Origin of the sequence: Kitasatospora sp. NPDC127060 (genome assembly GCF_042724935.1) — a bacterium.
Taxonomy (GTDB): domain Bacteria; phylum Actinomycetota; class Actinomycetes; order Streptomycetales; family Streptomycetaceae; genus Kitasatospora.
This window is the reverse complement of the sequence record NZ_JBHXEG010000007.1, coordinates 74446-99707: the sequence shown is the minus strand read 5'-3', so window position 1 is coordinate 99707 and position 25262 is coordinate 74446. Positions and strand designations below refer to the sequence as shown.

25 protein-coding genes and 1 pseudogene are annotated in these 25262 nt (G+C 72.9%); 13 read left to right on the top strand and 13 right to left on the bottom strand.

The genetic code is table 11. The features are described 5' to 3' along the window. Positions 1–4 precede the first annotated feature (4 nt). Together ACFWIS_RS06675 and ACFWIS_RS06670 are read right to left on the bottom strand one after the other, a co-directional pair. Positions 5–769 (bottom strand): methyltransferase domain-containing protein, encoded by a 765-nt coding sequence (locus ACFWIS_RS06675; RefSeq protein ID WP_380453867.1) that lies wholly within the window; start codon positions 767–769, stop codon positions 5–7. 482 nt (positions 770–1251) lie between these two features. After that, positions 1252–4218, bottom strand: coding sequence for a BTAD domain-containing putative transcriptional regulator (locus tag ACFWIS_RS06670; RefSeq protein ID WP_380453869.1), 2967 nt, complete (start codon positions 4216–4218; stop codon positions 1252–1254). A 214-nt stretch (positions 4219–4432) separates the two neighbouring features. Here ACFWIS_RS06670 and ACFWIS_RS06665 point away from each other — a divergent pair, with 214 nt between their 5' ends. Further along, positions 4433–4711 (top strand): hypothetical protein, encoded by a 279-nt coding sequence (locus ACFWIS_RS06665; protein ID WP_380453871.1) that lies wholly within the window; start codon positions 4433–4435, stop codon positions 4709–4711. A gap of 247 nt (positions 4712–4958) precedes the next feature. Here ACFWIS_RS06665 and ACFWIS_RS06660 read toward each other — a convergent pair whose 3' ends face one another. Further along, entirely contained in the window at positions 4959–5162 is a 204-nt protein-coding gene (locus tag ACFWIS_RS06660) for a hypothetical protein (RefSeq protein ID WP_380453873.1), read from the bottom strand. 137 nt (positions 5163–5299) lie between these two features. Here ACFWIS_RS06660 and ACFWIS_RS06655 point away from each other — a divergent pair, with 137 nt between their 5' ends. Beyond that, positions 5300–6058: a GntR family transcriptional regulator gene (locus ACFWIS_RS06655; protein ID WP_380453875.1), complete on the top strand. Its 759-nt coding sequence runs from the start codon at positions 5300–5302 to the stop codon at positions 6056–6058. Here the strand turns inward: ACFWIS_RS06655 and ACFWIS_RS06650 are convergent. Both ACFWIS_RS06650 and ACFWIS_RS06645 read right to left on the bottom strand, forming a co-directional pair. Next, on the bottom strand, positions 6000–6269 hold the full coding sequence (locus ACFWIS_RS06650; protein WP_380453877.1) for a type II toxin-antitoxin system YoeB family toxin: 270 nt from the start codon (positions 6267–6269) through the stop codon (positions 6000–6002). The two genes, ACFWIS_RS06655 and ACFWIS_RS06650, sit on opposite strands and share 59 nt — an antisense overlap. Beyond that, complete coding sequence (locus ACFWIS_RS06645; protein ID WP_380453879.1) at positions 6266–7933, bottom strand: fumarate hydratase; 1668 nt, start codon at positions 7931–7933, stop codon at positions 6266–6268. Before ACFWIS_RS06645 ends, ACFWIS_RS06650 begins: the two co-directional genes overlap by 4 nt. Positions 7934–8079: 146 nt before the next feature. On the opposite strand from ACFWIS_RS06645, the gene ACFWIS_RS06640 reads away from it, so the two are divergent. Then, positions 8080–8907, top strand: coding sequence for a DUF1707 domain-containing protein (locus ACFWIS_RS06640; protein ID WP_380453881.1), 828 nt, complete (start codon positions 8080–8082; stop codon positions 8905–8907). A 313-nt stretch (positions 8908–9220) separates the two neighbouring features. After that, entirely contained in the window at positions 9221–9598 is a 378-nt protein-coding gene (locus ACFWIS_RS06635) for a WhiB family transcriptional regulator (protein WP_380453915.1), read from the top strand. Between the two features lie 198 nt (positions 9599–9796). Here the strand turns inward: ACFWIS_RS06635 and glpX are convergent, their stop codons facing one another. After that, positions 9797–10837, bottom strand: a complete 1041-nt coding sequence (glpX, locus tag ACFWIS_RS06630) for a class II fructose-bisphosphatase (RefSeq protein WP_188309604.1) — start codon at positions 10835–10837, stop codon at positions 9797–9799. Positions 10838–11052: 215 nt separating this feature from the next. Here glpX and ACFWIS_RS06625 point away from each other — a divergent pair, with 215 nt between their 5' ends. Next, complete coding sequence (locus tag ACFWIS_RS06625) at positions 11053–11589, top strand: DUF4245 domain-containing protein (protein WP_380453883.1); 537 nt, start codon at positions 11053–11055, stop codon at positions 11587–11589. 76 nt (positions 11590–11665) lie between these two features. On the opposite strand, the gene ACFWIS_RS06620 is transcribed toward ACFWIS_RS06625, so the two are convergent. The 4 genes from ACFWIS_RS06620 to ACFWIS_RS06605 form a co-directional block, all read right to left on the bottom strand. Further along, positions 11666–12268, bottom strand: a complete 603-nt coding sequence (locus ACFWIS_RS06620; protein WP_380453885.1) for a malonic semialdehyde reductase — start codon at positions 12266–12268, stop codon at positions 11666–11668. Between the two features lie 138 nt (positions 12269–12406). After that, complete coding sequence (locus ACFWIS_RS06615) at positions 12407–12667, bottom strand: exodeoxyribonuclease VII small subunit (RefSeq protein ID WP_380453887.1); 261 nt, start codon at positions 12665–12667, stop codon at positions 12407–12409. A gap of 140 nt (positions 12668–12807) precedes the next feature. Then, positions 12808–14028: an exodeoxyribonuclease VII large subunit gene (gene xseA, locus ACFWIS_RS06610; RefSeq protein ID WP_380453889.1), complete on the bottom strand. Its 1221-nt coding sequence runs from the start codon at positions 14026–14028 to the stop codon at positions 12808–12810. A gap of 10 nt (positions 14029–14038) precedes the next feature. Beyond that, positions 14039–15397, bottom strand: coding sequence for an APC family permease (locus ACFWIS_RS06605; RefSeq protein WP_380453891.1), 1359 nt, complete (start codon positions 15395–15397; stop codon positions 14039–14041). A gap of 110 nt (positions 15398–15507) precedes the next feature. Here ACFWIS_RS06605 and ACFWIS_RS06600 point away from each other — a divergent pair, with 110 nt between their 5' ends. Both ACFWIS_RS06600 and ppgK read left to right on the top strand, forming a co-directional pair. Beyond that, positions 15508–16482 (top strand): 4-hydroxy-3-methylbut-2-enyl diphosphate reductase, encoded by a 975-nt coding sequence (locus ACFWIS_RS06600; protein ID WP_380453893.1) that lies wholly within the window; start codon positions 15508–15510, stop codon positions 16480–16482. 167 nt (positions 16483–16649) lie between these two features. Then, complete coding sequence (ppgK, locus tag ACFWIS_RS06595) at positions 16650–17396, top strand: polyphosphate--glucose phosphotransferase (protein WP_380453895.1); 747 nt, start codon at positions 16650–16652, stop codon at positions 17394–17396. A gap of 18 nt (positions 17397–17414) precedes the next feature. Here the strand turns inward: ppgK and ACFWIS_RS06590 are convergent, their stop codons facing one another. Then, a complete protein-coding gene (locus tag ACFWIS_RS06590; protein WP_380453897.1) occupies positions 17415–18005 on the bottom strand; it encodes a DUF6542 domain-containing protein in 591 nt (196 codons plus the stop codon). A 162-nt stretch (positions 18006–18167) separates the two neighbouring features. Between ACFWIS_RS06590 and ACFWIS_RS06585 the strand changes: the two genes are divergently transcribed. Both ACFWIS_RS06585 and ychF read left to right on the top strand, forming a co-directional pair. Next, positions 18168–18560, top strand: a complete 393-nt coding sequence (locus ACFWIS_RS06585; protein ID WP_380453899.1) for a VOC family protein — start codon at positions 18168–18170, stop codon at positions 18558–18560. Positions 18561–18644: 84 nt separating this feature from the next. Continuing rightward, positions 18645–19718 carry a redox-regulated ATPase YchF gene (gene ychF, locus ACFWIS_RS06580; protein ID WP_380453901.1) on the top strand — a complete coding sequence of 358 codons (1074 nt, stop codon included), beginning with the start codon at positions 18645–18647 and terminating at the stop codon, positions 19716–19718. 209 nt (positions 19719–19927) lie between these two features. Here the strand turns inward: ychF and ACFWIS_RS06575 are convergent, their stop codons facing one another. Both ACFWIS_RS06575 and ACFWIS_RS06570 read right to left on the bottom strand, forming a co-directional pair. Then, positions 19928–20593: an HAD-IA family hydrolase gene (locus ACFWIS_RS06575; protein WP_380453903.1), complete on the bottom strand. Its 666-nt coding sequence runs from the start codon at positions 20591–20593 to the stop codon at positions 19928–19930. A 68-nt stretch (positions 20594–20661) separates the two neighbouring features. Next, positions 20662–21809 (bottom strand): annotated as a pseudogene (locus ACFWIS_RS06570) (dihydrofolate reductase family protein). A 174-nt stretch (positions 21810–21983) separates the two neighbouring features. Between ACFWIS_RS06570 and ACFWIS_RS06565 the strand changes: the two are divergent. The 4 genes from ACFWIS_RS06565 to ACFWIS_RS06550 all read left to right on the top strand — a co-directional run bounded on the left by ACFWIS_RS06565 (position 21984) and on the right by ACFWIS_RS06550 (position 25196). After that, a complete protein-coding gene (locus ACFWIS_RS06565; RefSeq protein WP_380453905.1) occupies positions 21984–22820 on the top strand; it encodes a methyltransferase domain-containing protein in 837 nt (278 codons plus the stop codon). A gap of 134 nt (positions 22821–22954) precedes the next feature. Beyond that, on the top strand, positions 22955–24433 hold the full coding sequence (locus ACFWIS_RS06560) for a DUF4190 domain-containing protein (RefSeq protein WP_380453906.1): 1479 nt from the start codon (positions 22955–22957) through the stop codon (positions 24431–24433). Between the two features lie 142 nt (positions 24434–24575). Beyond that, the gene (locus ACFWIS_RS06555; protein WP_380453908.1) at positions 24576–24740 is read left to right on the top strand and encodes an SPOR domain-containing protein; all 165 of its coding nucleotides are present in this window, start codon (positions 24576–24578) and stop codon (positions 24738–24740) included. A 9-nt stretch (positions 24741–24749) separates the two neighbouring features. Beyond that, complete coding sequence (locus ACFWIS_RS06550; protein ID WP_380453910.1) at positions 24750–25196, top strand: (deoxy)nucleoside triphosphate pyrophosphohydrolase; 447 nt, start codon at positions 24750–24752, stop codon at positions 25194–25196. Positions 25197–25262 lie beyond the last annotated feature (66 nt).

Sequence of the window (25262 nt, the reverse complement as noted above, 5' to 3'; positions counted from 1 at the left end):
TCGGTCAGCCGACGCGTCGACAGCACAGGAACAGCTGTTCCTCCGGCGGCAGCGTGGTACTGGCCGGCGCGTACGGATGCCCCGAGCACTCCTCGACGGCGAAACCGGCCGCGACCAGAACCCGTTCCAGATCCTCCCTCAGATACCCACTGATCCGCAGCTCTCTGCCAAGGAACGGAAGCGGAACGTGATCCAGGTCCGCTTCGACCATACCGAGCACCAGCAGTCCGCCGGGCCGCAGCAGTTCGCGCAGCCGGCCGAGCACGGTCGGGATCTCGTCCTGCGGCAGCAGGATCAGTGAGAAGAACGCGGTGACGGCGGCGAAGGCGCCGCGGCCCGCCGGCCCCAGCCCGGGCGCGCCCCAGACCCGGTCGGCGCGCTCGGTGGCCAGATCGTAGAGGTCGATGCGGTGGAACTCGGCCGGGTACGGGCCCGCGGTCCGGTCCTGCCGGGCCAGCGTGAGCATCCCGTCGGAGAGGTCCATCCCGGTCACCCGCAGCCCGCCGGCGGTCAGCTGGCGGACGGTCGGCTCACCGGTGCCGCAGCCCACGTCCAGCACCCGGGCCCCGGGTTCGAGCTCGGCGAGCAGCTGCCGGCCGCACTCCAGCTGCCCGTCCTTGGCCGGGAACGCCTCGCCGTACCCGGCGCCGATGGTGTCGAAGGCGACCGCCTGCAGGGCCCGGGCCGCCCGGCGTCGTCGCACGTCGGGCCCGTCGTCGCCGGCGTCCTCGCCGACCGGGAACGCGTCGGATATCTGTCCGGTCGTCACGTTGAGAGGCACCCTTCCACCCGTGGCCTCCGGTCGGCTCCTCCGCAGCCTCCTGGGCCGCTGCCGGTGGCGGTACGTCACGCTCCCCGCATCACACTGACGGCCTGCACCCCGACACGTTGCCGGCAGACACTCGTGTGCGTACTGGCATCTGAGAATATGCGTGATCACTGCGCCATGGGGTCCCTTTCCGGCCAACTCGTCATGCTTGGGCCGATGTGGACCGGGTCCGCGGAAGCACGGGGGTGCGGGCCGGGTGGTGCGACCGGCCCCGCACGCCGGACGGCGCGCCGGGTCAGCGGCGCTGACCTGCGGTTTCGCCGATCCGCAGGCTGACAATCGGACGTTTATCGAACGTCAATCGGCGGGGTGCACAGTGGGATCCAGCGCCGGGGAAGCGTTGAGGGCGCTCCCGCAGCCGGGGGGCTGCGGGGGCGCCGACGCGCGGATCGGGGGAGGTGCTCCGTTGGGGAGCGGAGGCCTCACGGCGCGGGGGGAGAAGAGAAGGGCTCGGTGTGCTGTCGGGAGATGAGGTCCGCCACGGGGGAGGCCTCCGGCACACCGAGCCGCGTGAAGATCGCGTGCGCCTCCTGGAGACAGGCGAGGCCACGGGCCGGCTGGGCCAGGGCGAGCAACGCCTCGCCGAGGGCGGCGTTGGCCAGGCCCTGGCAGTAGGCGGAGTCCATCTTCTGCGCGATCGCCAAGGACGCGCCGGCCGCCTCGGCCGCCTCGGCGTGCTGCCCGGCGGTGAGTAGGGCGGAAGCCAGGCGGGCGAGGGTGTAGCCCTCCCAGAGCCGGTTCCGCTGGGACTCGTAGAGCTGATGCGCCTCCCGCAGGTGCGGGACGGCTTCGGCGCCGGTGAGCACCACGCCGAGCTGGTACAGCGTCTGCGCGAGCAGCGGACCGTTCTTGGACTCGCGCGCTGCGGATACACCGTCGCTGGCGGACTGGATCGCCGTCTCGGTCATGCCGAGCCAGTGCTGCACCCGGGCCATGTTGCCGACGATCCGTGCCTCGGCGGTCGGTGTGCGGACAGCCTGGCTGGTGGCCCGGGCCTGTTCGAGGAACCCCAGCGCCTCGGTCTTGCTGTTGCCGATGCCCAGGATCCAGCCCAGCGTGTTGGCCGTGGCCAGCAGCAGGACGGACGGCTCGTCCGGTGCCTGGTGGTCGAGGCTGCGACGCAGCGACTGCTCGGCACCCTGGAAGTCGCTGGTGACGGACTGGAGGGTGCCGAGGGCGAAGTAGGCTCGGGCGAGCACCCCCGAGTCGCCACGTCGTTCCGCGTCCTGGCTGATGGTCTCCAGGACCCGGCATCCCCGGGGGCCGCGGGTCGGGTCCGGGTCGATGCTGAACATCAGGTTCAGCAGATCGACTGCCGAGCGCTGCAGGGCGTCGGGACCGTTCGCCGCAGTCTCGACGGCGCTGAGGAGCAGGGCGCCCTCGGTCCGCAGCCAGTCCTGTGCGGACCGGCTGGTCGGCAGGTCGATCCCCGGCAGGGCGGGCGTCGTCAGCAGCTCCGGCAGTGTGTCGTCCGGTTCGATGGCCTGGGCCGCGTTGCGCATGGTCGGGATCAGCAGGTCGAACAGCCGCTGAATCGCCTGTTCCCGTTCCTCGGCGTCGCCGATCCGTTCGTTCTGCCGCTGGGCGTACAGGCGGAGCAGGTCGTGGTAGCGGTAGCGGCCCGGGGTGAAGCACTCCAGCATGTTCGCTTCGACCAGTGCCTCCGCGAGGTCCTCGGCGTCGTCTTCGTCCAGATCGAGCAGCGCGGCTGCCGCCTCCAGCGGGATGTCGGTGGAGTCGATCAACGAGAGAAGCCGAAAGGCCCGGGCCTCGGCCGCGGAGAGCTGTCCGTAGCCGAGCCCGATGGTCGTCTCCACGGCGAGGTTGCCCAGCTGGAGTTCGTCGAGACGGCGTCTCTGATCGGCTAACCGGCGGGCCAGGTCGGAGACGCTCCAGCGCGGGCGGCTGGCCAGACGGGCGGCCGCGATGCGGACGGCCAGCGGCAGGAAGCCGCACCCCTTGACCACGGCCATGGCGGCCTCCGGCTCGGCGGCGGCCCGCTCTTCCCCGACGATGGCCGAGAACAGCGACAGTGCCTCGGCCGGCGTCAGCTCCTCCACGTCGAACAGCTGCGCACCCGGAATGCCGGCCAGTCGGGACCGGCTGGTGGCGAGTACCGCGCAGCCGGAGACGCCTGGGATCAGCGGCTTGATCTGTTCGGCGTCCCGTGCGTTGTCCAGCAGGATGAGCATCTGTCGGCCGGCGAGCTGGGAGCGGTAGAGGGCCGCGCGCTGTTCGAGTGAGTCGGGACTCTCGGTGACGCCGAGTGAGTGGAGGAAGTCGCCCAGGACGACGACCGGGTCTGCCGGAGAGGTGCCGGCCCCGCGCAGGTCGACATACAGCTGACCGTCCGGGAACTCCGACCGGACGCGGTGGGCGACGTGGACGGCGAGGGTGGTCTTGCCGACGCCGCCGATCCCGGCCAGCGAGGTCACCACCACGGCCTGGCCGGTGGCGTTCTGCAGGATCGTCGAGAGATCGGCCACCAGGTTCGAGCGGCCGCTGAAGTCCGACACGTCGGCGGGGAGCTGGGCGGGCGCGGGGAACGCGGCGGGACCGTTCCGGCGGGCCGTCCCGGAGACGGTCACCTCCGAGAGGGCCAGCGCCGGGTCCCCCGCGAGGATGCGGGAGTGCATGGCGGACAGGCTGGCGCCCGGCTCGACCCCGAGTTCCTCGATGAGCAGCTTGCGGGTGTCGGTGTATACGCCCAGGGCCTCGGCCTGGCGACCGGACCGGTACAGCGCCAGCATGAGCAGTTCGCGCAGTCGTTCGCGCAGCGGGTGTTCGGCCGTCAGGATGTTGAGGTCGCCGATGATCTCGGCGTGGAGGCCGATGTCGAGGGCGACGGCGCAGGTCTCCTCGGCCGCGGCCACCTGGCGTTCGGCCAGCCGCAGCCGTTGGGCGTCGGCGTAGGGCCCGGGGATTCCGGTGAGCGGACGGCCGCTGAACAGCTGCAGGGCCTGGGTGAGGAGCCGGTGCGCCTCGTGCTGGTCTCCCGAGGCCCGGGCGGCCGCGGCGTCGGCGGACAGCTTCTCGAAGACCGTCAGGTCCAGGGCGTCGTTCGGGATCCGCAGCGCATAACCGTCTGCGATGGAGACCAGCACCTCGGAGGGCCTGCGGATCTCCCGGCGGGGTTCGATGACGGAGCGCAGTCGGGAGACGTACGTGCGGAGGGCTGCCACGGCTTGGGTCGGCGGTCGGTCGCCCCACAGGGCGTCGACGAGGTCCTGGGTGGTGACCGGACGGCCGGTCTGCAACAGGAGGGTGGTCAGGACGGCTTGCTGCTGGGGGGACCCGAGGGAAAGAGGCCTGCCGTCGAGCCATGCCTGGACCGGACCGAGGACTTGGAAGCGCAGCGCAGGGGCCTGCGGTGTCTCCCTCAACTCCATGAAGTCCCCCGATAGCCTGTGGTGTTGATCTCGTGAGAGGGCGCTCGGCGGTCCGCCGCGGTGCTTCAGCTTAGGCGGACGCCCGACTCCGCCGGACGGCCCCGCAAGCCCCACGATGTTTATCGGACATTTAATCAACCCTACGATACTGTCCCCGCGCCCGCGCCAAGCAGGTCGGGCTGAAGGCAATTGATGACCGAAAGGCGGCCGCCCAATGGCCAACGACCAGAGCGAGACCCCGGTGCCGTCGACGCCCGAGGGCGAGGCGCGGACTTCGGCTGCCGCTGTGGAGGCCGGCCAGGCTGTCCAGGGCGCGGTGGCCGCGACCTCGCACCCGACCGAGTACTCCGAGCCGAGTGCGGACCGGAAGGACGCCTTCGGGAACGAGGTCTTCGGTGACGAGGCCGAGCACGTGGTCGAGCCCGTCAAGCCGGCCGGCGACGAGCCGGGCAAGACCTATGAGCCCGAGAACGTCGTCTCCGGCTGCCCGTAAAGAGGTCGGCCGAGTGCCCCCGCGTCCCTCCGGGCGCGGGGGCGCTGTTGGTTATGTGCGCGCCAATTCGTTTGCGGGGCCATTGCGGTGCCCGATTACCGTCCGCGGTGCACGCTTCGTGACCGGCCTCGTCCGTAACGTGCCCGACGGCAGGCGAGGGGCGTTCCGGAATTCTGGATTCACCAGGGGATTACGGGCGCCAAATGTTGCGGTTTGCCTGGATTTTGCCGAAATTACGGAGCCGGCCTCATTCAGTCGACTCGCGGGGCTCGGGGGCGGGTGAGACGTGGTGGGGTTCGGCGGTCCATTCGCGGCCGCCGTGCTCGGGGCGCAGGTAGTGCTCGCCGCCGATGGTGTCCATGTAGATGCCGGTGCGTCCGGTCCTCCGGTCGAGGACGAGTTCACCCACGTGCGGCCGGTAGGCCGGGGCGTTGCGCTGTCGGGTGCTCACCGCACTGCTCCTTCGCTCTGTCAGCGACTGGCAGACATCTCTAGAGAAGCTAATATCTCTAGAGATGTCAACGGTCGTATCTCCTTATCAGCGGCCGCGGGCGCGCCTACGATTCATCCGAGGGAGAGGGAGCGGCGATGACCGGCAGCAGTGGCGACAAGCAGCCCAAGTACCAGCGGATCGCCGACTCCCTGAAGGCGGCCATCGACGCGGGCCGCTACCGCGCGGGCGACCGGCTGCCCGGCGAGAACGACCTGATGGACGAGTACGGCGTGGCCCGGATGACCGCCCGCCAGGCGCTCGGCGTGCTGCAGAGCGAGGGCATCGTGGAGGCCCGCAAGGGCTCGGGGGTGTTCGTCCGGGACTTCCGGCCGCTGCGCCGGCGCGGCATCCAGCGGCTGGCGCAGGGCCAGTGGGGCTCCGGCCGGTCGATATGGTCCGCGGACATCGACAACCGCAGCCTGGTGGTCGACCAGGTGTCGGTCACCGAGCAGGGCGCGCCCGAGCACGTGGCCCGGGTGCTCGGAGTGGAGCCGGGCGTCCCGATGTGCGTGCGGCACCGCCGCTTCGTCCTGGACGGCAAGCCGGTGCTGCTCTCCACCTCCTACCTGCCGGCCGTCCTGGTCGCCGGCACCGCGATCACCCGCGAGGACACCGGCCCCGGCGGCACCTACGCCCGGCTGGCCGAGATCGGCGCCAAGCCCGTGCACTTCCGCGAGGAGGTCCGCTCCCGGATGCCCGGCGGTGAGGAGGCGGCCCGCCTCGAACTCTCCGCCGGCACCCCGGTCATCCTGATCTGCCGCACCGCCTTCGCCGACGAGGGCCAGGTCGTCGAGCTCAACGAGATGATCCTGGACGCCGCCTCCTACGTCCTGGAGTACGACTTCGACGCGTAGGGCGGGCAGGAGGGGCCGGCCGGGTCCCGGGCTGCCGGTAGTGGTAGCGGGCCCTGAGGATCCTCACCTCCTTCTCGTCGGCCCGGTGCACCCGCCGGTGTTCGTCGTCGATCCGGCGGGACCAGTGGCCGGCGAGGTCACCCCGAGAAAACCGCCCCGGGCGCGGCGGGCGCGACCGGGGCGGTGGGACGGACGGGGCGGGGGCGGTCACTCCTTGGAGCGCACCCGCAGGTTGGTGATCAGCGGGCCCTCGGTGGTCTCGCGGAAGAAGTCGTTGCCCTTGTCGTCGACGACGATGAAGGCCGGGAAGTCCTCGACCTCGATGCGCCAGACGGCCTCCATGCCGAGCTCGGCGTACTCCAGCACCTCGACCTTCTTGATGCAGTCCTGGGCGAGGCGGGCGGCCGGGCCGCCGATGGAGCCGAGGTAGAAGCCGCCGTGGGCGGCGCAGGCGTCGGTGACCTGCTTGCTGCGGTTGCCCTTGGCGAGCATGACCATGGAGCCGCCGGCCGCCTGGAACTGGTCGACGTAGGAGTCCATCCGGCCGGCCGTGGTGGGGCCGAAGGAGCCGGAGGCGTAGCCCTCGGGGGTCTTGGCCGGGCCGGCGTAGTAGACCGGGTGGTCCTGGAGGTACTTGGGCATGCCCTCGCCGGCGTCCAGGCGCTCCTTGATCTTGGCGTGGGCGATGTCGCGGGCGACGACGAGCGTGCCGGTGAGCGAGAGCCGGGTCTTGACCGGGTACTTCGACAGCTCGGCGCGGATCGCGGACATCGGCTGGTCGAGGTCGATGCGCACCACGTCGTCGTCGAGGTGTTCGTCGGTGGTGTCCGGCAGGTACTTCGCCGGGTCGGTCTCCAGTTGCTCCAGGAACACGCCCTCGGCGGTGATCTTGCCGAGCGCCTGGCGGTCGGCGGAGCAGGAGACGGCCATCGCGACCGGCAGCGAGGCGCCGTGGCGCGGCAGTCGGACCACGCGGACGTCGTGGCAGAAGTACTTGCCGCCGAACTGGGCGCCGATGCCGATCTTCTGGGTCAGCTCGGTGACCTTGGCCTCCAGCTCCAGGTCGCGGAAACCGTGGCCGGTCTTGGCGTCGCCGGAGGTCGGCAGGTTGTCCAGGTAGTGCGCCGAGGCGTACTTGGCGGTCTTGAGCGCGAACTCGGCGCTGGTGCCGCCGATCACGATCGCCAGGTGGTACGGCGGGCAGGCGGCGGTGCCGAGGGAGCGGATCTTCTGCTCCAGGAACGAGAGCATGCTGGCCTCGTTCAGGATGGCCTTGGTCTCCTGGTACAGGTACGACTTGTTGGCCGAGCCGCCGCCCTTGGCCATGAAGAGGAACTTGTACGCGTCGCCGTCGGTGGCGTACAGCTCGATCTGGGCCGGCAGGTTGTTGCCGGTGTTCTTCTCGTCCCACATGGTCACCGGGGCCATCTGGGAGTAGCGCAGGTTGAGCTTGGTGTACGCGTCGAACACGCCGCGGGCGATGGCGGATTCGTCCGCGCCGGAGGTGAGCACGTTCTGGCCGCGCTTGCCCATGACGATCGCGGTGCCGGTGTCCTGGCACATCGGGAGGATGCCGCCGGCCGAGATGTTGACGTTCTTCAGCAGGTCGAGCGCGACGAAGCGGTCGTTGGGGCTGGCCTCCGGGTCGTCCAGGATGCGGCGCAGCTGGGCGAGGTGCGCGGGGCGCAGGTAGTGGGAGATGTCGTGCATCGCCTCGGCGGTGAGCAGGCGCAGCGCCTCGGGCTCGACCTGGAGGAAGGTGCGGCCGCCGGCCTCGAAGGTGGAGACACCCTCGGAGGTGAGCTTGCGGTACGGGGTCGGGTCAGCGCCCAGGGGGAGCAGGTCGCTGTACTCGAAGTCTGGCGTGGGAGCCATCGGGGCGGTCCTTAGGGGTCCAGTGGTCCGGCTGCGTCGGCGAAGCACCATCCAGGGTAGGACCCGGCCGCCGGACGCATGCGGACAGGTCAGCCTTGCGTGACCGGGCTCACTCGGGCAGCAGTGCGAGCGACTAGGCTTGGGCCGTGGACAACTCGCCGTCGCAGGACGACCCGGGGCAGCCGACGGTGCCGGCGCCCGTTCCCCCGACCAAGTCCGAACCGAAGCCCCAGGCCGAACCGAAGTCCCAGCCCGAACCGACGCCCCAGGCCGAACCGACGCCCCAGGCCGAACTGAGGCCCCAGCCCAGGCCCGAGGCGAACGCCCCGGTGGCCCAGACGGAGATGCGGGTCTCGGACGCCGACCGCGAGCGGACCGCGGAGCTGCTGCGGGACGCCTACGCCGAGGGCCGGTTGGACGCGGACGAGCACGCCGAGCGGATCGAGGCCGCGTACGCCGCCAAGACCTTCGGGGACCTGGTCCCACTGACCAGGGACCTTCCGGCCCACCGGTCGGTGTCCTTCGACAAGCCGCCGCTGGACGCCTCGGCGCCGGCCCCCGCGCCCGCCCGGCCGCTGGCGCCGGCGCGGCACGAGGCCCCGTCGGTGGTGGCGATCTTCGGCGGTGCCTCCCGCAAGGGCCGCTGGCGGGTGGGCTCGCACCTGACGGCCTTCACCGCGTTCGGCGGGGTGGAGATCGACCTCACCGACGCCGTCTTCGAGTCCCCCGAGGTGGAGATCACCGTGACGGCGGTTTTCGGCGGGGTCGACATCCGGGTGCCGGAGAACGTGACCCTGCTCGGTTCCGGGGTGGGCATCTTCGGCGGCTTCGACGTCCGGGAGCAGACCGCGGCGGACCCGTACGCTCCGGTCGTGCGGGTCAAGGGCCTTGCCCTGTTCGGCGGTTGCGAGGCCAAGCCGCGCCGGGGCAAGAAGCTCAAGGAGTGGGTCCGCAAGCAACTCGGTACGGAATAGCCCGAATTGACCTGTCGAGTGCCCGGCCGGGAATCAACTCCCGGCCGGGCACCCGGCGTTGTGTCCGGTGCACTCCGTAGTCGATTGCGTGCAGTGTGCATGAATCGCGGCTGGGCGGGGTAGTTCCTTCCGCACATCGCTTCTTGTACGGCTGTGCACCGGAGGCGGCCCAGCGGCCGCCCCGGGCGTTGGACAGCGGGGGTTCGCAGCCGGCAGGGGAGCGAGGTTCCCCGTGTCCGAGAGCCTCGTCAGGAGTACGGCCGTGCTGCATCCGATCGAGTCCCGCACCACCTCGCCAGTCGCCGCCGCCCAGTTGCTGGAGCGCCGGCCGGCCGTCCGCCCGCAGCCGCAACCCCCGGGCGGCGGCCAGGGCACGGCCGCGGGCGAGGACAATCCGTGGCACACCGGTGCGGCCTGTCGTCGGGACGAGGTAGGGCTGTTCTTCGCACCCTCGAAGGAACCGACGGCGGCCCGGCTGTCGCGCGAGGAGCAGGCCAAGCAGGTGTGCGCCCGCTGCCCGGTGCTGCTGGAGTGCCGTGAGCACGCGCTGGCCCAGCCGGAGCCGTACGGGGTCTGGGGCGGGCTGACGGCGGCCGAGCGGCGGGTGGTGCTGGCCCGGCGGCGGCGCCGGGACGCCGAGCTGCGCGAGGCGGCCCGGGTGGCCACGACCGGGCGCCGGATAGCCGGTTGACGCCGGGCCGAAGACCGGCCCGGTACGGCGGCCGCCCCGACGACGGCCTCGGCGGGACCGCGCCCGCCACCCGGACCGCGCCCGCCACCCGAATCGCGCCCGGCATCGAGCTCGCGCCCGCCCGCCACGGCGGCCGGAGACGCAACGCGGCCCCGGCGGAGGGGGATTCCGCCGGGGCCGCGCCGCGCGGTGTCCGGGTCAGTTGGCCCGGTCGAAGTCGATCGCGCTGTACGCCCGCAGCTTCGACAGCTTGTGGACGGAGTTGATCTCGCGGATCGTGCCGCTCTTGGAGCGCATCACCAGCGAGCTGGTGGTGGCGGTCTCCGAGCGGTAGTGGACGCCGCGAAGCAACTCGCCGTCGGTGATGCCGGTGGCGACGAAGAACACGTTCTCGCCGCTGACCAGGTCGTTGGTGGTGAGCACCCGGTCCAGGTCGTGCCCGGCGTCGAGGGCCTTCTGCCGCTCGGCCTCGTCCTTGGGCCACAGCCGGCCCTGGATGACACCGCCCATGCACTTCATCGCGCAGGCCGCGATGATGCCCTCGGGGGTGCCGCCGACGCCCATCAGCAGGTCGATGCCGGTGCCCTCGCGAGCGGCCATGATGGCGCCGGCCACGTCGCCGTCGGAGATGAACTTGATCCGGGCGCCCGCCTCGCGGATCTGCCGGACCAGGTCGTCGTGGCGCGGGCGGTCGAGCACGACCACCGTGACGTCCTCGACGGCGCTGCCCTTGGCCTTGGCGACCCGGCGGATGTTGACGGCCGGCGGGGCGGTGATGTCGACGAAGTCGGCGGCTTCCGGACCGGCCACCAGCTTGTCCATGTAGAACACGGCGCTGGGGTCGAACATGGTGCCGCGGTCGGCGACGGCCAGCACGGCCACCGCGTTGTTCATGCCCTTGGCGGTCAGCGTGGTGCCGTCCACCGGGTCGACCGCGACGTCGCACTCGGCGCCGGTGCCGTCGCCGACCCGCTCGCCGTTGTAGAGCATCGGGGCTTCGTCCTTCTCGCCCTCGCCGATGACGACCACGCCGTTCATCGAGACGGTCGAGACGAGGGTGCGCATCGCCTTGACGGCGGCACCGTCGGCTCCGTTCTTGTCTCCCCGGCCGACCCACCGGCCGGCGGCCATCGCCGCTGCCTCGGTGACCCGGACGAGCTCGAGCGCGAGGTTCCGGTCCGGAGCCTCGGGCGCGACCTCCAGGGCACTGGGAAGGTGGTGCGGGTACTGCGTGGTCATCGTCGTTACCTCTCTGTACGCGACGGCCAGTGAGCGCCCGACTACTGCCAGGTCGAACGCCGTGGTGAGGGTAGTGCGATCGTATCTGCCCACGAGATGACTGTCTGTGGCGCGGGTCGCCACCCCGGAGCGGAAACCACCGGTTCGTCCCGCTTCACCCGTACGTGCACACCCCGGGTGGACCCGGTGGAATGTGGATGAGTCACCATGAGGGGGTGGCTGCAGAGAGCAAGGGCATGAGGGGTCGGCAGACCGTACGGGACATGGTCCTGTCGATGCTGGCGGTCGGTTTCGTCGTCTGGATCGGTTACCTGTTCCTCCCGCACGACGCGAACAGCGACCCGGTGCACGTGGTCGAGTACAAGGTGGCGGCGGCCTCGGCGAAGCGGGCCGCGCCGTACCCGCTGCTGTCCCCGGACGGGCTGTCCGACAAGTGGCGGGCCACCTCGGTCAGCTACACGCCGGCCGGCATCAACAACGGCAAGGGCAATGCCTGGCACCTGGGTTTCGTGACCCCCTCCGGCCAGTACGCGGCGGTCGAGCAGGCCGACGTCCCGCGCGAGAAGCTGCTCGCCGACAAGGTCGCCGGCGCCCAGCCGGACGGCACCTCGGACGCCGCCGGGCACAGTTGGGACCGGGTGCAGGGCGAGAAGGCCCGCGCGCTGGCGGTCCAGACCGGTTCGGCGACCACCCTGATCACCGGCACCGCCTCCTACGAGGAGCTGGCCGAGCTGGCCCGGGCGCTCAAGTAGCGGCCGGCCGCCCCGCGAACGCGGACGGGCCCGCACCGGACGAACCGGTGCGGGCCCTTCGCCGTGTCGCCGCGGATCAGACCGTGGTGACGACCTCGTCGTAGGCCAGGCGCGGGGAGCGCGGGAACCAGGCGTCATCGCCCGGCTTGCCGATGTTGACCACGGCCAGCACCGAGTGCTCGCCGTCGCCGAAGAACTCCTTGTTGATGCCCTCGCCGTCGAAGCCGGTCATCGGGCCGGCGGCCAGGCCGGCGGCGCGCACGCCGATGATGAAGTAGGCGGCCTGCAGGGCGCCGTTCAGCTTGGCGGACTGCTCACGGACCGCGCGCTCCGAGAAGAACACGTCCTTGGCCTGCGGGAAGTGCGGGAACTGGGTCGGCAGCTCCTCGTGGAACTCGTTGTCCGCGGCCAGGATGGCGACCAGCGGGGCGGCGGCGGTCTTGGCCTTGTTGCCGTCCGACAGGTGCTGGACGAGGCGCTCGCGGCCCTCGGCCGAGCGGACCAGGACGACGCGCAGCGGCTGCTGGTTGAAGGCGGTCGGGCCGTACTTGACCAGGTCGTAGATGGCCTGGACCTGCTCCTCGGTGACCGGCTCGTCGGTGAAGGTGTTCGCGGTGCGGGCCTCGCGGAACAGCAGGTCCTGAGCGGCGGCGTCGAGTACCAGGGCGTCGGTGGTCATGCTTCTGCACCTCATGCGGGAGGGGGTTCGTCGGAGTGACCGGCGCGGCCGATCAATTCCTCCAACATAGGTGAAGATTCAACGATTCCCCAAGTGATTGTGACCTGCCCCACACCCACCGGGTGCTGCCCGGGAGGATCACTCACCGCCCGGGGCCCCGCCCTCCTCGGCGGCCAACGCGGCGTCCAGCCGGGCCCGGGCACCGTCCAGCCAGCGCTGGCAGACCTTCGCCAGCTGCTCGCCGCGCTCCCACAGCGCCAGCGACTCCTCCAAGGAGGTGCCGCCGTTCTCCAGCTGCCGGACCACGTCCAGCAGCGCGTCCCGGGCGTGCTCGTAGCCCAGCGCGTCGTCCGGGGTCGGTGCCGCCGCGTCCTGCCGCTGCTCCTGCTGCTCTGCCATGCGTGCCAGCGTAGGGGCTGGCGCCGACAGGGGCGGCTCCCACGGGCCGAAACCCGGGTCCGGCGAGCACTCGATCACGCCCTCCCGGCCGCGCTCCCACCAGCCGTCACCGGTCCTGGCCGGCCACGGCCAGTCCCCGGCTAGTCCCGTTGCTCCGGCGCCACCGTGACGTCGAGGCCGCCGCCCGACACCCGGGCGTGCAGCCCCTCCCCGGCCGTGACCTGCGCCGGATCCGTCACCACCGAGCCGTCGGCCCGCTGCAGCACCGCGTAGCCGCGCTCCAGGGTGGCCGAGGGGGAGAGCGCGACCACCCGGGCCAGGGTGTGCCCGAGGTCGCTCTGGGCGTGGTCCAGCCGGTGCCGCAGGGTGCGCCGGGCCCGCTCCAGCAGGCCAGCCACCTCCTGGCCGCGGCCGTCCAGCATCCGGTGCGGGGCGGCCAGCACCGGGCGGCTGCGCAGCCCGTCCAGCCCGTGCAGCTCGCGCTCGACCCGGGACCGCACGTGTCGGCGGGCCCGGTCGCGCAGCTGGCGGACCTTGGCCAGCTCCTCGCCGACGTCCGGAACCACCCGTTTGGCGGCATCGGTCGGTGTGGAGGCGCGCAGGTCGGCGACGAAGTCCAGCAGCGGCTGGTCCGGCTCGTGTCCGATCGCGCTGACCACCGGCGTACGGGCGGCCGCGACCAGCCTCACCAGCCCCTCGTCCGAGAACGGCAGTAGGTCCTCCACGCTGCCGCCGCCGCGGGCCACGATGATCACGTCCACCTCGGGGTGCTCGTCCAGCTCCCGGACGGCCGCGCTCACCCGCTCCACCGCGCTGACCCCCTGCACCGGGACGTTGCGCACCTCGAAGCGCACGGCAGGCCAGCGCCGCCGGGCGTTCTCCAGTACGTCCCGCTCGGCCGCCGAGCCCCTCCCGGTGACCAGCCCGACGCACTGCGGCAGGAACGGCAGCCGCTGCTTGCGCGCCTCCGCGAACAGTCCCTCCCCGGCCAGCCGCCGCTTCAGCTGCTCCAGCCGGGCGAGCAGCTCGCCCAGGCCCACCGGCCGGATCTCCGAGGCCCGCAGCGACAGCTGCCCGCGCGCCGCGTACCACTCCGGCTTGGCGTGCACGACGACCCGCGAGCCCTCCTGCACCACGTCCGCGACCTGGTCGAACACCGAGCGGAAGCAGGTCACCGTGAGCGATACGTCGGCCTGCGGGTCGCGCAGGGTCAGGAACACCACGCCCGCCCCGGGGCGGCGGCTGAGCTGGGTGATCTGCCCCTCGACCCACACCGCGCCGAGCCGGTCGATCCAGCCGCCGATCAGCGCGGAGACCTTGCCGACCGGGAGCGGGGCTTCGGGGGAGCTGGAGTTGGCCATGCGTACGAGGCTAGCGGCGCCCGCCGACACCGTCCGCCGTGGCGCCCTGCACGCCGAGCACCACCAGGCCGACCGCCAGCCAGACCAGCCCGACCAGCTGCGCGGTGGTGGAGGCCTCGTAGACCACCGCGCCGATCACCGCGATCCCCAGCAGCGGGACGACCAGGTGCCGCAGCCGGTCCCGCGAGCCGTGCCGGACGGTGTACCAGCCGACCACCGAGGCGTGCAGCAGCGCGAACGCGGTCAGCGCGCCGACGTTCACCACCGAGGTCAGCTGGTCCAGCCCGTCGTCCCGCTCGGCCGCCCAGACCGCCGCCGCCATGGTGACCACGGCGGCCGCCAGCAGCGCCCGGCGCGGCACCGCGCTGTCCGGGTCGACCGAGCCGAGCAGCCGCGGCAGCCGCCCTTCCCGGCCCATCGCGAAGACCAGCCGGCCGGCCGCCGCCTGCCCGGCGAGCGCCGCGAAGGCCGCGCCGATCGCCTTGCTGGCCGCCACCAGCACGTGCAGCCAGTGGCCGACGCCGCCCTCCACCGTGTCGTAGAAGGCCGAGCCCTGCGCGGCCGGGTCGGCGGCCAGCTGCTGCGGGGTGGTCGGCTCCAGCACCGCCGCCAGGTAGGTCTGGACGACGAACAGCACCCCGGCGAGCGCCAGGCACCACAGCACCGCTCGGGCCACCGCCGCCGAGGCGCCGACCGCCTCCTCGACGAAGGTCGCGATCGCGTCGAAGCCCAGGTAGGAGAGGACCGCGACGGACACCGCGGAGAGCACCGCGGTCGGCGAGAAGTCCCCGACGGCGGTGAACGGGGTGTCCCAGCTGCGCCGCGCGCCGTCCCGCGCCAGCACCACCACGGCCGCGACCACGAACACCACCAGCACCGCGATCTCCAGCGCGAGCACGGCGAAGCCGACCGCGGCCGCCGTCCGCACCCCGATCAGGTTGAGCGCCGTGGTCACCACCACGGCGACCGCCGTCCACACCCAGCGGGAGACCTCCGGCACCAGCGAGTGCAGCGCGATCCCGGAGAACAGGTAGGCCACCGCGGGGATCAGCAGGTAGTCCAGCATCGCCATCCACCCGGCGACGAACCCCGGCCCCTCGCCCAGCCCGGCCCGCGCGTAGGCGAACACCGAGCCGGTCTGCGGCACCGCGCGCACCATCTGGGCGTACGAGAAGGCGGTGAAGCCCATCGCGACGGTCGCCGCCAGGTAGACGGTGGCGACGGCGCCGTGGCTCTTGGCGTCCAGCACGCCGAACACGCCGACCGGGGCCATCGGGGCGATGAACAGCAGTCCGTAGACCATCAGATCGCGGACGCCCAGGGTGCGGCGCAGGCCGCTCGGCGTCGGCTGCTCGCTCACAGCGCTCATGGAGACCAGATTTGATCACTTTCCAACCCTTTGCGACCGGAAAGCGCCCACCGTCGGCGCGGCTCCCCGTCCCGGGCGGCGGGCCTCCCGACCGCCCGTACGATGGACCCATGTCCAACACCGCGCAGCGCCGTGTCCTGCTCGCCGCCCCCCGGGGCTACTGCGCGGGTGTCGACCGCGCCGTGATCGCCGTGGAAAAGGCCCTGGAGCAGTACGGGGCGCCCATCTACGTCCGCAAGCAGATCGTCCACAACAAGTACGTGGTGCAGACCCTGGAGAAGAAGGGCGCGATCTTCGTCGACGAGACGGAGGAGGTGCCCGAGGGCTCGATCGTGGTGTTCTCCGCCCACGGCGTCGCCCCGGCCGTCCACGACGAGGCGCGGGCCGGCAAGCTCGCCACCATCGACGCGACCTGCCCGCTGGTCACCAAGGTGCACAAGGAGGCCGTGCGCTTCGCCGACGAGGGCTACGACATCCTGCTGGTGGGCCACGAGGGCCACGAGGAGGTCATCGGCACCATGGGCGAGGCCCCGGACCGGATCCACCTGGTGGACGGTGCCGAGGACGTCGCCAACGTCCAGGTGCGGGACGAGTCCAGGATCGTCTGGCTGTCCCAGACCACGCTGTCGGTGGACGAGACCATGGCCACCGTCGGCGAGCTGAAGAAGCGCTTCCCGGCGCTGGTCAGCCCGCCCAGCGACGACATCTGCTACGCGACCCAGAACCGTCAGGTCGCGGTCAAGCAGCTGGCCCCGGAGACCGACCTGCTGATCGTGGTCGGCTCCAAGAACTCCTCCAACTCGGTCCGGCTGGTCGAGGTCGGCCTGGAGTACGGCGCCAAGGCGGCCCACCTGGTCGACTTCGCCGAGGAGATCCAGGAGTCCTGGCTGGAGGGCGTCACCACGGTCGGCCTGACCAGCGGCGCCTCGGTGCCGGAGATCCTGGTCGACGGCGTGCTGGAGTTCCTGGCCGCGCGCGGTTACGAGACGGTCGAGACGGTCAAGACCGCCGAGGAGCACCTGATCTTCTCGCTGCCCAAGGAGCTGCGCCGCGACCTGCGCTCCGAGGCGGCGGGCAAGCTGTAACGCGTTTCGGCCGAACACGTCGGACCCGGTGCCCGGTGCGGGCGCCGGGTCCTTCGCCGTCCAGGGCCGGGGGTGCTCTTTGCTGTGCACCCCCGCCCGGGCTCTCGTAACTTTGTGCACAGGCTGTGGACGAGCCGGTCCGCGGCCGGACGGCGGAGGGTGGAGCGATGACGGCGGTATTCGGCGTGGACATCGGCGGTTCGGGCATCAAGGGCGCCCCGGTCGACCTCGCCCGGGGCGTGCTCGCCCAGGAGCGGCACAAGGTGCTCACCCCCCAGCCGTCCGAGCCGGAGGCCGTGGTCGCCGCCGTCCGCGAGGTGGTCCGGCACTTCGACCACCAGGGCCCGGTCGGGCTGACCTTCCCCGGTGTGGTGGTCGGCGGCCGCACCCGGACCGCGGCCAACGTGGACAAGGGCTGGATCGGTCTGGACGCCGAGGCGCTGTTCCGCGACGCGCTGGACCTGCCCGCGACCGTCCTCAACGACGCGGACGCGGCCGGCCTCGCCGAGACCGCGCACGGCGCCGGGCGGGGCGAGCGGGGCGTGGTCCTGGTGCTCACCTTCGGCACCGGCATCGGCAGTGCGCTCTTCGTCGACGGCGCGCTGGTGCCCAACACCGAGCTGGGCCACCTGGAGCTGCGCGGCAAGGACGCCGAGCGCCGGGCCTCCTCGGCCGCCAAGGAGCGGCACGACCTGAGCTGGGAGCAGTGGGCCGGGCGGGTCGACGAGTACCTGGACCTGGTGGAGATGCTGTTCTCGCCGCAGCTGATCGTGATCGGCGGCGGGGTGAGCCGCAAGCACGAGAAGTTCCTGCCGCTGCTGAAGGACCGCGGGGCGCGGGTGGTGCCGGCGGAGCTGCGCAACGACGCGGGCATCGTCGGGGCGGCCATGGCGGCGGCCCGGGCGGCGGGCTGACACCCGCGCGCCGGGCCGTCAGCGGGAGCGGTGGAACCGGCGCTGGGCGACGAAGCGGGCCAGCACGATCAGCGCGGCCAGCCCGGTGCCGGAGAACAGCCAGCCGGCCCGCAGCGCCAGCCCGGTCGCCAGCGCCACCACCTGGGCGGTGACGCCCTCGGAGGTGACCGGGGCGAGCAGCAGCAGGCCGAGCGCGAAGGCGATCGGCCCGCTGATCGGGGCGGCCAGCAGGTCGGCGTAGCGGACCCGGACGGCCAGCTGGAAGCAGACCATCAGGTAGCCGAGGCCGAACAGCCAGCCGAGGTCGTCGAAGAGCACCCGGTCCAGGCCGGCCACCGCGAGCGTGGCCAGCACCGCGACCACGCCGGTGCCGATCGCGGTCAGCCGGGTCGGCCGACCGGTCCGGCGCCGCCCGTAGACGCGCAGCCGGCGCTTCGGGGCGGGGCGCGCGGCGGGCCGGTCGGCCACCGGGCGCAGCCGGGAGGGGGGAGCCGCGGGGGCTCCGGCGCTCTCGGGCGCCCGGCCGGGGCCGGGGACGGCGGCCGAGGCCGCGCCGTTCGGCGGACGGCGTCTGGGCCCTGGCGGCTGGGTACGGATGCTCTGCTCCACCCGCCCAACGTACGGTCCGATCATCGCCACACTGTGTAATGGACCGTTCAGGTCTTGTCCCGTGTCCCAGGATGGCGTACTCCTGTGATCGTCACTCAAGGCGCTGACCTGCTCGGCCGAGTCGACACATCATGATCATCTGATCACCGTACGGGGGACTGCATGACCACCGCATTCACCTTCGAACGCCTCGACCACGTCCAGCTCGACATCCCGGCCGGCGCCGAGGACGAGTGCCGCGCCTTCTGGTCCGGCGTGCTCGGCATGACGGAACTGGCGAAGCCGCCGGTGCTGGCGGCCCGCGGCGGCTGCTGGTTCCGCGGCGGCGGGGTCGAGGTGCACCTCGGCGTCACCCCGGACTTCCGCCCGGCGAAGAAGGGGCACCCGGGCATCCTGGTGCGCTCCCTGGACGCCCTGGCCGAGCGGCTCACCGCCCACGGCCACGAGGTGACCTGGGACGACCACCACCCCGGCCACCGCCGCTTCTACTCCGCCGACAAGCTGGGCAACCGGCTGGAGTTCCTGGAGCCGCTGCCCGCGCAGACCGAGGCGTGAGCCTCCGGGGGAGCTGCCCGTAGACTTGGGGGTCGGCCCGTACGGTGCCGACCCAACTCCTCCAAGCCCACGGGACTGCGCTTCATGTCGCTCACGATCGGAATCGTCGGCCTGCCGAACGTCGGCAAGTCGACCCTGTTCAACGCCCTGACCAAGAACGACGTGCTGGCGGCCAACTACCCGTTCGCCACCATCGAGCCGAACGTCGGCGTCGTCGGCGTCCCGGACGGGCGGCTGGCCAAGCTCGCCGAGATCTTCGGCTCCCAGCGCATCCTCCCGGCCACCGTCGACTTCGTCGACATCGCCGGCATCGTGCGCGGCGCGAGCGAGGGCGAGGGCCTGGGCAACAAGTTCCTCGCCAACATCCGCGAGTCGGACGCGATCTGCCAGGTCGTGCGCGCCTTCACCGACCCGGACGTGGTGCACGTGGACGGCAAGGTGTCGCCCAAGGACGACATCGAGACCATCCACACCGAGTTGATCCTGGCCGACCTCCAGACCATCGAGAAGGTTCTGCCGCGGCTCCAGAAGGAGGCGCGCCTCAAGAAGGAGACCGCCCCCGTACTGGCCGCCGCCGAGGCCGCGCAGGCGGTCCTGGAGACCGGCAAGACCCTCTTCGAGGCCGGCTTCGACACCGCTCCGATCCGTGAGCTGCACCTGCTGACCGCCAAGCCCTTCCTCTACGTCTTCAACGTGGACGAGGACGAGCTGGCCGACGAGGACTTCAAGAACGCCCAGCGCGAGCTGGTCGCCCCGGCCGAGGCGATCTTCCTCAGCGCCAAGATCGAGTCCGAGCTGATCGAGCTCGACGACGCCGAGGCCCTCGAACTCCTCCAGTCCATGGGCCAGGAGGAGCCCGGCCTCGCCACCCTCGCCCGGGTCGGCTTCGACACCCTCGGCCTGCAGACCTACCTCACGGCCGGCCCCAAGGAAACCCGGGCCTGGACCATCAAGAAGGGCGCCACCGCCCCCGAGGCCGCCGGAGTCATCCACACCGACTTCCAGAAGGGCTTCATCAAGGCCGAGGTGATCTCCTTCGACGACCTGGTCGAGACCGGCTCCATCGCCGAGGCCCGCGCCAAGGGCAAGGCCCGCATCGAGGGCAAGGACTACGTCATGCAGGACGGCGACGTGGTGGAGTTCCGCTTCAACGTCTGACCGACCGCACGGCTCGAAGGGACCGGACTCCCACGGGGCGGTTTCTAGCGGTCGTCGCAACACGTGGTCGGTTGTCTAGGCCGCGAGGAGTTTAGCGAGACGCTCGGCTGGGGTTTCCCAGCCGAGCGTTTTGCGTGGGCGGCCGTTGAGTTCGGCGGCGACGGCGGCCCGTCCCACGCTGCCGCGGCTCGGTCGGTCCGCCCGGTCGGTCAGGCCTGGACGGTGATGGTCAGGACGCCGTCGGGGGCGGTGGTGACGGTGACGGCGTCGAGGGTGGCGGCGAGGGCGTCCGGGTGGTGGGCGGCGGCGCGGGGGCCGATGCCGATGACGCGCATGCCGGCCGCGCGGGCGGCGGCGATGCCGGCGCCGGAGTCCTCGAAAGCGAGGCAGTCGGCGGGGGCGAAGCCGAGGGCGGCGGCGCCCTTGAGGAAGCCCTCGGGGTCGGGCTTGCTGGCGCCGACGGACTCGGCGGTGACCAGGACGGGCGGCATCGGCAGGCCGGCGGCGCCCATCCGGACCTGGGCCAGCGGCAGGTCGGCGGAGGTGACCAGGGCGTGCGGGAGGCCGGCCAGCGAGGCGAGGAAGGCATCGGCGCCGGGGATCCGGACGACGCCGTCGGTGTCGGCGCGCTCCTCGGCGAGCATCTGCTCGTTCTCGGCGAGGTTGACCTCGACCGGGCGGTCCGGCAGCAGGACGGCCATGGTCGCGTGGCCCTGGCGGCCGTGGACGACGGTGAGCGCCGCGACCGGGTCGAGGCCGTGCCGCTCGGCCCAGCGGGTCCAGCAGCGCTCGACCACGGCGTCGGAGTTGACCAGGGTGCCGTCCATGTCGAGCAGGAGGGCGCGGGCGGTGAGCCGGGCGGGGGCGGTGGTCATGGGGCTGCTCCAGGAGGAGGGGGCGGAGGAGGGAGGGCGAGTCTTTTGTTTCTAGATGATACAAAAGATCACGGGGGCAGGTGGGCGTTGACCGCCCGCGCCTCCTCGGCCAGCTCCGGCAGCTCCACCACCTCGACCCCGGCCGCCTCCAGCAGGGCCGTGCCCTGGCAGTCGGTGACGAAGAGGTCCGGCTCGCGCCAGGCCACCACCACCCGCGGCACGCCCGCCGCGATGAGCAGCCGGGCGCACGGCACCGGGCGCGAGGCCCGTCGGCCGCAGGGCTCCAGGCTGCTGTAGACGGTCGCCCCGCGCAGTCGGGGGTCGTCCGCCGGGAGCTTGGCCAGGGCCGCCTCCTCGGCGTGGTCGTGCGGGTCCGCCTCCCGGCTGTAGCCCTCGGCCAGCACCTCGCCGTCGGCGCCGACGACCACCGCGCCGACCGAGAAGGCCGTCGCCGAGGGCGGGCAGCGGCGGGAGAGTTCGACCGCCCGGCGCAGGTGGTCGAGGTCGGTGGCGGCGGGGTGGGTCACGGGGCGGGCTCCTTCGGGGCGTACCTGAGCAGGACGACGTCGCCCACCGTACGTGCCTCCAGCAGGCGCATCCGCCGGGCCGGGCCGCCCGGGAACGCGGCCGGGCGGACGAACCGGGGCGCCCCCTCCTGGCCGACCAGCAGCGGGGCGACCGCCAGTTGGAGTTCGTCCGCCAGGCCCCGGGCCAGGAACTGGGTGTGCACACCGCCGCCGCCCTCCACCATCAGCCGGCGCACCCCGCGCGCGCCCAGGTCGTCCAGCACCGCACCGAGGTCCACCGAGTCGCCGAGCGGGACCACCTCGGCCAGCCCGTCGAGCCGGGGCGCCAGCACCGCCGCCCCGGCCGCCGTGGTGTAGGCGAGCTTGGTGCCGCCGGTGTGCCAGAAGCGCAGGCCGGCGTCGAGCGCGCCGCTCGCGCTGAGCGTCACCTTCAGCGGGTGCTCCGGGCGCCCGGCCGCCACCCGGGCGGCCCGCCGGGCGGGGTCGTTGACCAGCAGCCGCGGGTTGTCGGCGCGCAGGGTGTTGCCGCCGACCAGGATCGCGTCGGCGGCCGCCCGCTCCGCGTCGACCCGGTCGAAGTCGGCGGCGCTGGAGAGCAGCAGGCGCTCGGGGGAGGCGTCGTCGAGGTGGCCGTCGAGCGACACGGCGGCGCTCAGCAGGACGAAGGGGCGCTGGCCGGGGCCGGGCATGGGCGGGACCGTTCTGTCGGGGCCGTTCGGTCGGGGCGCCTCCACGGTACGGCGGCCCCGGGCGGGCGGGGCGTGTGGTGGTCGCTATGTGAGACGGATTTTCTCGCGATGCGGGATGGGCGTAGCGTCGAGGAGACGGAACGACGGAACACCGACCACGCCTCAGGGGGAGCCATGTCCGGACCACAGCCCGCCGCCTACACCCACGGCCACCAGGAGGCCGTACTGCGCTCGCACCGCTCCCGCACCGCCGCCGACTCGGCCGCCTACCTGCTGGACCGCCTGCGGCCCGGCCAGGCACTGCTGGACGTCGGCTGCGGCCCCGGCACCATCACCGCCGACCTGGCCGAACTGGTCGGCCCGGCCGGGCGGGTGGTGGCCGTGGACGCCTCCGCCGAGGTCCTGGAGCAGGCCGCCGGGTACGTCGCCGGGCGCGGCCTGTCCAACGTGGTGTTCGAGCTCGCCGATGTGCACCGACTGCCGTACCGGGACGGCGAGTTCGACGTGGTGCACGCCCACCAGGTGCTGCAGCACGTGGCCGATCCGGTGGCCGCGCTGGGCGAGATGCGCAGGGTGACCGCCCCCGGCGGGGTGATCGCCGCCCGGGACGTCGACTACGCCTCGATGACCTGGTTCCCGGAGGTGCCGGCGCTGGACCGCTGGCTGGAGCTGTACCGGCGGACCGCCCGCGCCAACGGCGGCGAGCCGGACGCCGGGCGGCGGCTGCTGTCCTGGGCCCGCGCGGCCGGCCTCACCGAGGTCACCGCGAGCACCGGCACCTGGACGTTCGCGACGCCCGAGCGGCGTGACTGGTGGGGCGGGATGTGGGCGGACCGGGTGACCGGCACGGCCTTCGGCCGGACGGCCGTGGAGCGGGGTTTCGCGGACCGGGACGAGCTGGCCCGGATCGCGGACGGCTGGCGGGAGTGGAGCGCCGCCGAGGACGGGTGGTTCTCGATGCTCCACGGCGAGATCCTGGCCCAGGTCCCGGAGGCCGGACCGGGGCGGTGACGGCCGGGCGGGCGTTCGGAAAGATCGGGTAAAGTCGCGCGACCGTCCAGATCGGGCCCGCCCGGCCCGAGCGGCGGTGTCGAGAGCCGAAACGCCGAGTAAGAGGCCCGCTCCGGCGGGTCGGGGGAGCCGACGTGTCCAAGCCTGAGTCCGGGCCGCCCGCCGCCGCGGGGCCGGACCCGCGGGTGGACTTCCGCAAGGCACCGGACACCGGGGCCGCACCGGACGCCGGGGCCGTAGCGAACCCCGAGAGCCCCGAGAGCCCCGACGGCGCGGCGCCGGAGGCACTGAAGGCGCCGGAGACCCCGGAGCTCCCGGGGGCGAAGGTCGCCCCGGACCCGCGGGACCCGTGGGCCCCGCCGGCCGACCCGCCCGCCCCGGCGCCGTCGCAGGCCCCGCCCCCGCCGCCGCCCCCGCCGCTGCCGGCCGGCGGCTGGGCCTCGGTGTCACCCGCCGCCGAGTCCGGCTTCCGGCCCGCGGCCCCGCAGCCGCGGCAGAACCCGGCCCCGCACCAGCCGCCCCACCCCTACCCGCCGTACCCCCACACCCTCCTCAACCCGTACGACCCCCGGCCGGAGCCGCGCACCAACGGCTTCGCCGTCGGCTCGCTGGCGACCGGCCTGAGCCTGCTCTCGCCGGTGGCCCTGGTGTTCGGGGTCATCGCGCTGTTCCAGATCAGGCGGCGCGGGCAGCGCGGCCGCGGCATGGCGGTGACCGGTCTGGTGTTCGGGGCGGCGGGCACGGTGCTGCTGTCGCTCGCCCTGGGCGCGGGGGACTTCGGTCCCGCGCGGGACGGGCGCGGCGGCGGGTACACCCAGAAGCCGCCGGCCGGATCCGTCCGCTGGTCCGCCCTGAAGGCCGGGGACTGCTACACCTCCTCCGGCGTGAGCGGGAAGCCGGACGAGAACGGCGACGAGACGGTCTCCTGGGTGCGCCGGGTGGCTTGCTCGGAGCGGCACAACGGCGAGGTGGCCGGCACCGCGAAGGTGCCCGACGGCGGGGGCCCCTACCCGGGCGCGGCCGTCGTGCGCGAGCGGGCCGCGACGCTGTGCCGCACGGTGCTCGACGACTACGCGCTGGACCAGTGGGCCGTCCCGGACGGCATGGACGACGTCTACCTCTACCCGAGCGCCGGCAACTGGGCGGTCGGCGAACGGTACGTCACCTGCGCCTTCGAGGACCGCGAGGACCAGCACCTGGGGACCGTCCGCACCGACCGCCGCAGCCTGACCTCGGTTCAGCTGGCCTACCTGGAGGCCGTCCGGGGCTTCAACACGGCCTATGTGGACGCGCCCGCCAAGGACGTGGCCGCCGCCGAGGCCGAGTACCGGTCCTGGGCCCGGAGGATGGCCATCGCCTCCCGGGCCGAGGCCGCCGCGCTGCGCCGGCCGACCGCCGAGTGGCCGACCGACGTCCAGCCGAAGATCGACAAGCTGGCCGAGACCCAGTCCCAGGCGGCCGCCGCCTGGGACGCCGCGGCCACCGGCAGCGACCTGGCGGGGGACCTTCGCCGGGCTCGCGCGCTGGTCGCCAAGACCACTCCGCTCAGCGTGGACGTCCGGCGCTCGCTCGGCCTGTCCACCGGCGAGCAGGTGCCCGACCTCCGGGTCTGAGCCGCCCGGCCGCCGGGTTACCCGGCGTTAACCGCGCCCGTACCTGCCGGTAGCGAACGGCCCGTAGGGTCACCCCGGTGTCCCCGGCCCGACCCCCACGCCGGCCGGGGACACCGGGCGCGCGCCCCGGTACCCTCCCGGCATGAGCACCTTCCGGGTGATGCGACAGGACGACAACGGCAACCGCTTCCTGGTCGCCGCGGACCTGCCCGAGGCCGAGGCGCACCGCCTGGCGGCCGAGTTCGAGGCGCGCGGCCACAAGCAGCTCTACTGGGTCGAGTCCCAGGAGCCGGAGCCGGCCCCCTAGGCTCGGGGCATGGACCAGACCGGCGAGACCACCACCGGGACCCCGCTCCGGATCGTCGTCGGCGGGGTGCTGATCCGCGGCGGCCGGGTGCTCGCCGCCCGCCGCAACTCGCCCGCAGCGGTCGCCGGGCGCTGGGAGTTCCCAGGCGGCAAGACCGAGCCCGGCGAGACCGAGGCGCAGGCGCTGGAGCGCGAACTGCGGGAGGAACTGGGCGTACGGGCGCGGGCGCTGCGGCGGCTGCCCGGCGCGTGGACCGTGCGCCCGGGGCTGGAGCTGCGCTTCTGGGCCGCCGAGTTGCTGGCCGGCGAGCCGAGCGCGCTGGCGGACCACGACGAACTGCGCTGGCTGGGCCCGGCGGAGCTGGAGTCGGTGGACTGGATCGGCCACGACCGCGAGGTGCTTCCGCAGGTCGCGGCGCTGCTCGCGACGGCGGGCGACGCGCAAGCCGCCGGATAGGTCAATCGGACAAGACGACCCGGCAGCCGGGATAGCCTGGGTTCTGCTGGGTATGTCACTTTTCGG

Bases quoted from the DNA above. Each gene is read 5' to 3' on its own strand.
- ACFWIS_RS06620 (WP_380453885.1), bottom strand. From the start codon at position 12,268: ATGACCACCGACGCCCTGGTACTCGACGCCGCCGCTCAGGACCTGCTG.
- glpX (WP_188309604.1), bottom strand. From the start codon at position 10,837: ATGACCACGCAGTACCCGCACCACCTTCCCAGTGCCCTGGAGGTCGCG.
- ppgK (WP_380453895.1), top strand. From the start codon at position 16,650: ATGACGGCGGTATTCGGCGTGGACATCGGCGGTTCGGGCATCAAGGGC.
- ACFWIS_RS06615 (WP_380453887.1), bottom strand. From the start codon at position 12,667: ATGGCAGAGCAGCAGGAGCAGCGGCAGGACGCGGCGGCACCGACCCCG.
- ACFWIS_RS06585 (WP_380453899.1), top strand. From the start codon at position 18,168: ATGACCACCGCATTCACCTTCGAACGCCTCGACCACGTCCAGCTCGAC.
- ACFWIS_RS06600 (WP_380453893.1), top strand. From the start codon at position 15,508: ATGTCCAACACCGCGCAGCGCCGTGTCCTGCTCGCCGCCCCCCGGGGC.
- ACFWIS_RS06575 (WP_380453903.1), bottom strand. From the start codon at position 20,593: ATGACCACCGCCCCCGCCCGGCTCACCGCCCGCGCCCTCCTGCTCGAC.
- ACFWIS_RS06645 (WP_380453879.1), bottom strand. From the start codon at position 7,933: ATGGCTCCCACGCCAGACTTCGAGTACAGCGACCTGCTCCCCCTGGGC.
- ychF (WP_380453901.1), top strand. From the start codon at position 18,645: ATGTCGCTCACGATCGGAATCGTCGGCCTGCCGAACGTCGGCAAGTCG.
- xseA (WP_380453889.1), bottom strand. From the start codon at position 14,028: ATGGCCAACTCCAGCTCCCCCGAAGCCCCGCTCCCGGTCGGCAAGGTC.
- ACFWIS_RS06670 (WP_380453869.1), bottom strand. From the start codon at position 4,218: ATGGAGTTGAGGGAGACACCGCAGGCCCCTGCGCTGCGCTTCCAAGTC.
- ACFWIS_RS06565 (WP_380453905.1), top strand. From the start codon at position 21,984: ATGTCCGGACCACAGCCCGCCGCCTACACCCACGGCCACCAGGAGGCC.
- ACFWIS_RS06655 (WP_380453875.1), top strand. From the start codon at position 5,300: ATGACCGGCAGCAGTGGCGACAAGCAGCCCAAGTACCAGCGGATCGCC.
- ACFWIS_RS06665 (WP_380453871.1), top strand. From the start codon at position 4,433: ATGGCCAACGACCAGAGCGAGACCCCGGTGCCGTCGACGCCCGAGGGC.
- ACFWIS_RS06550 (WP_380453910.1), top strand. From the start codon at position 24,750: ATGGACCAGACCGGCGAGACCACCACCGGGACCCCGCTCCGGATCGTC.
- ACFWIS_RS06555 (WP_380453908.1), top strand. From the start codon at position 24,576: ATGAGCACCTTCCGGGTGATGCGACAGGACGACAACGGCAACCGCTTC.
- ACFWIS_RS06605 (WP_380453891.1), bottom strand. From the start codon at position 15,397: ATGAGCGCTGTGAGCGAGCAGCCGACGCCGAGCGGCCTGCGCCGCACC.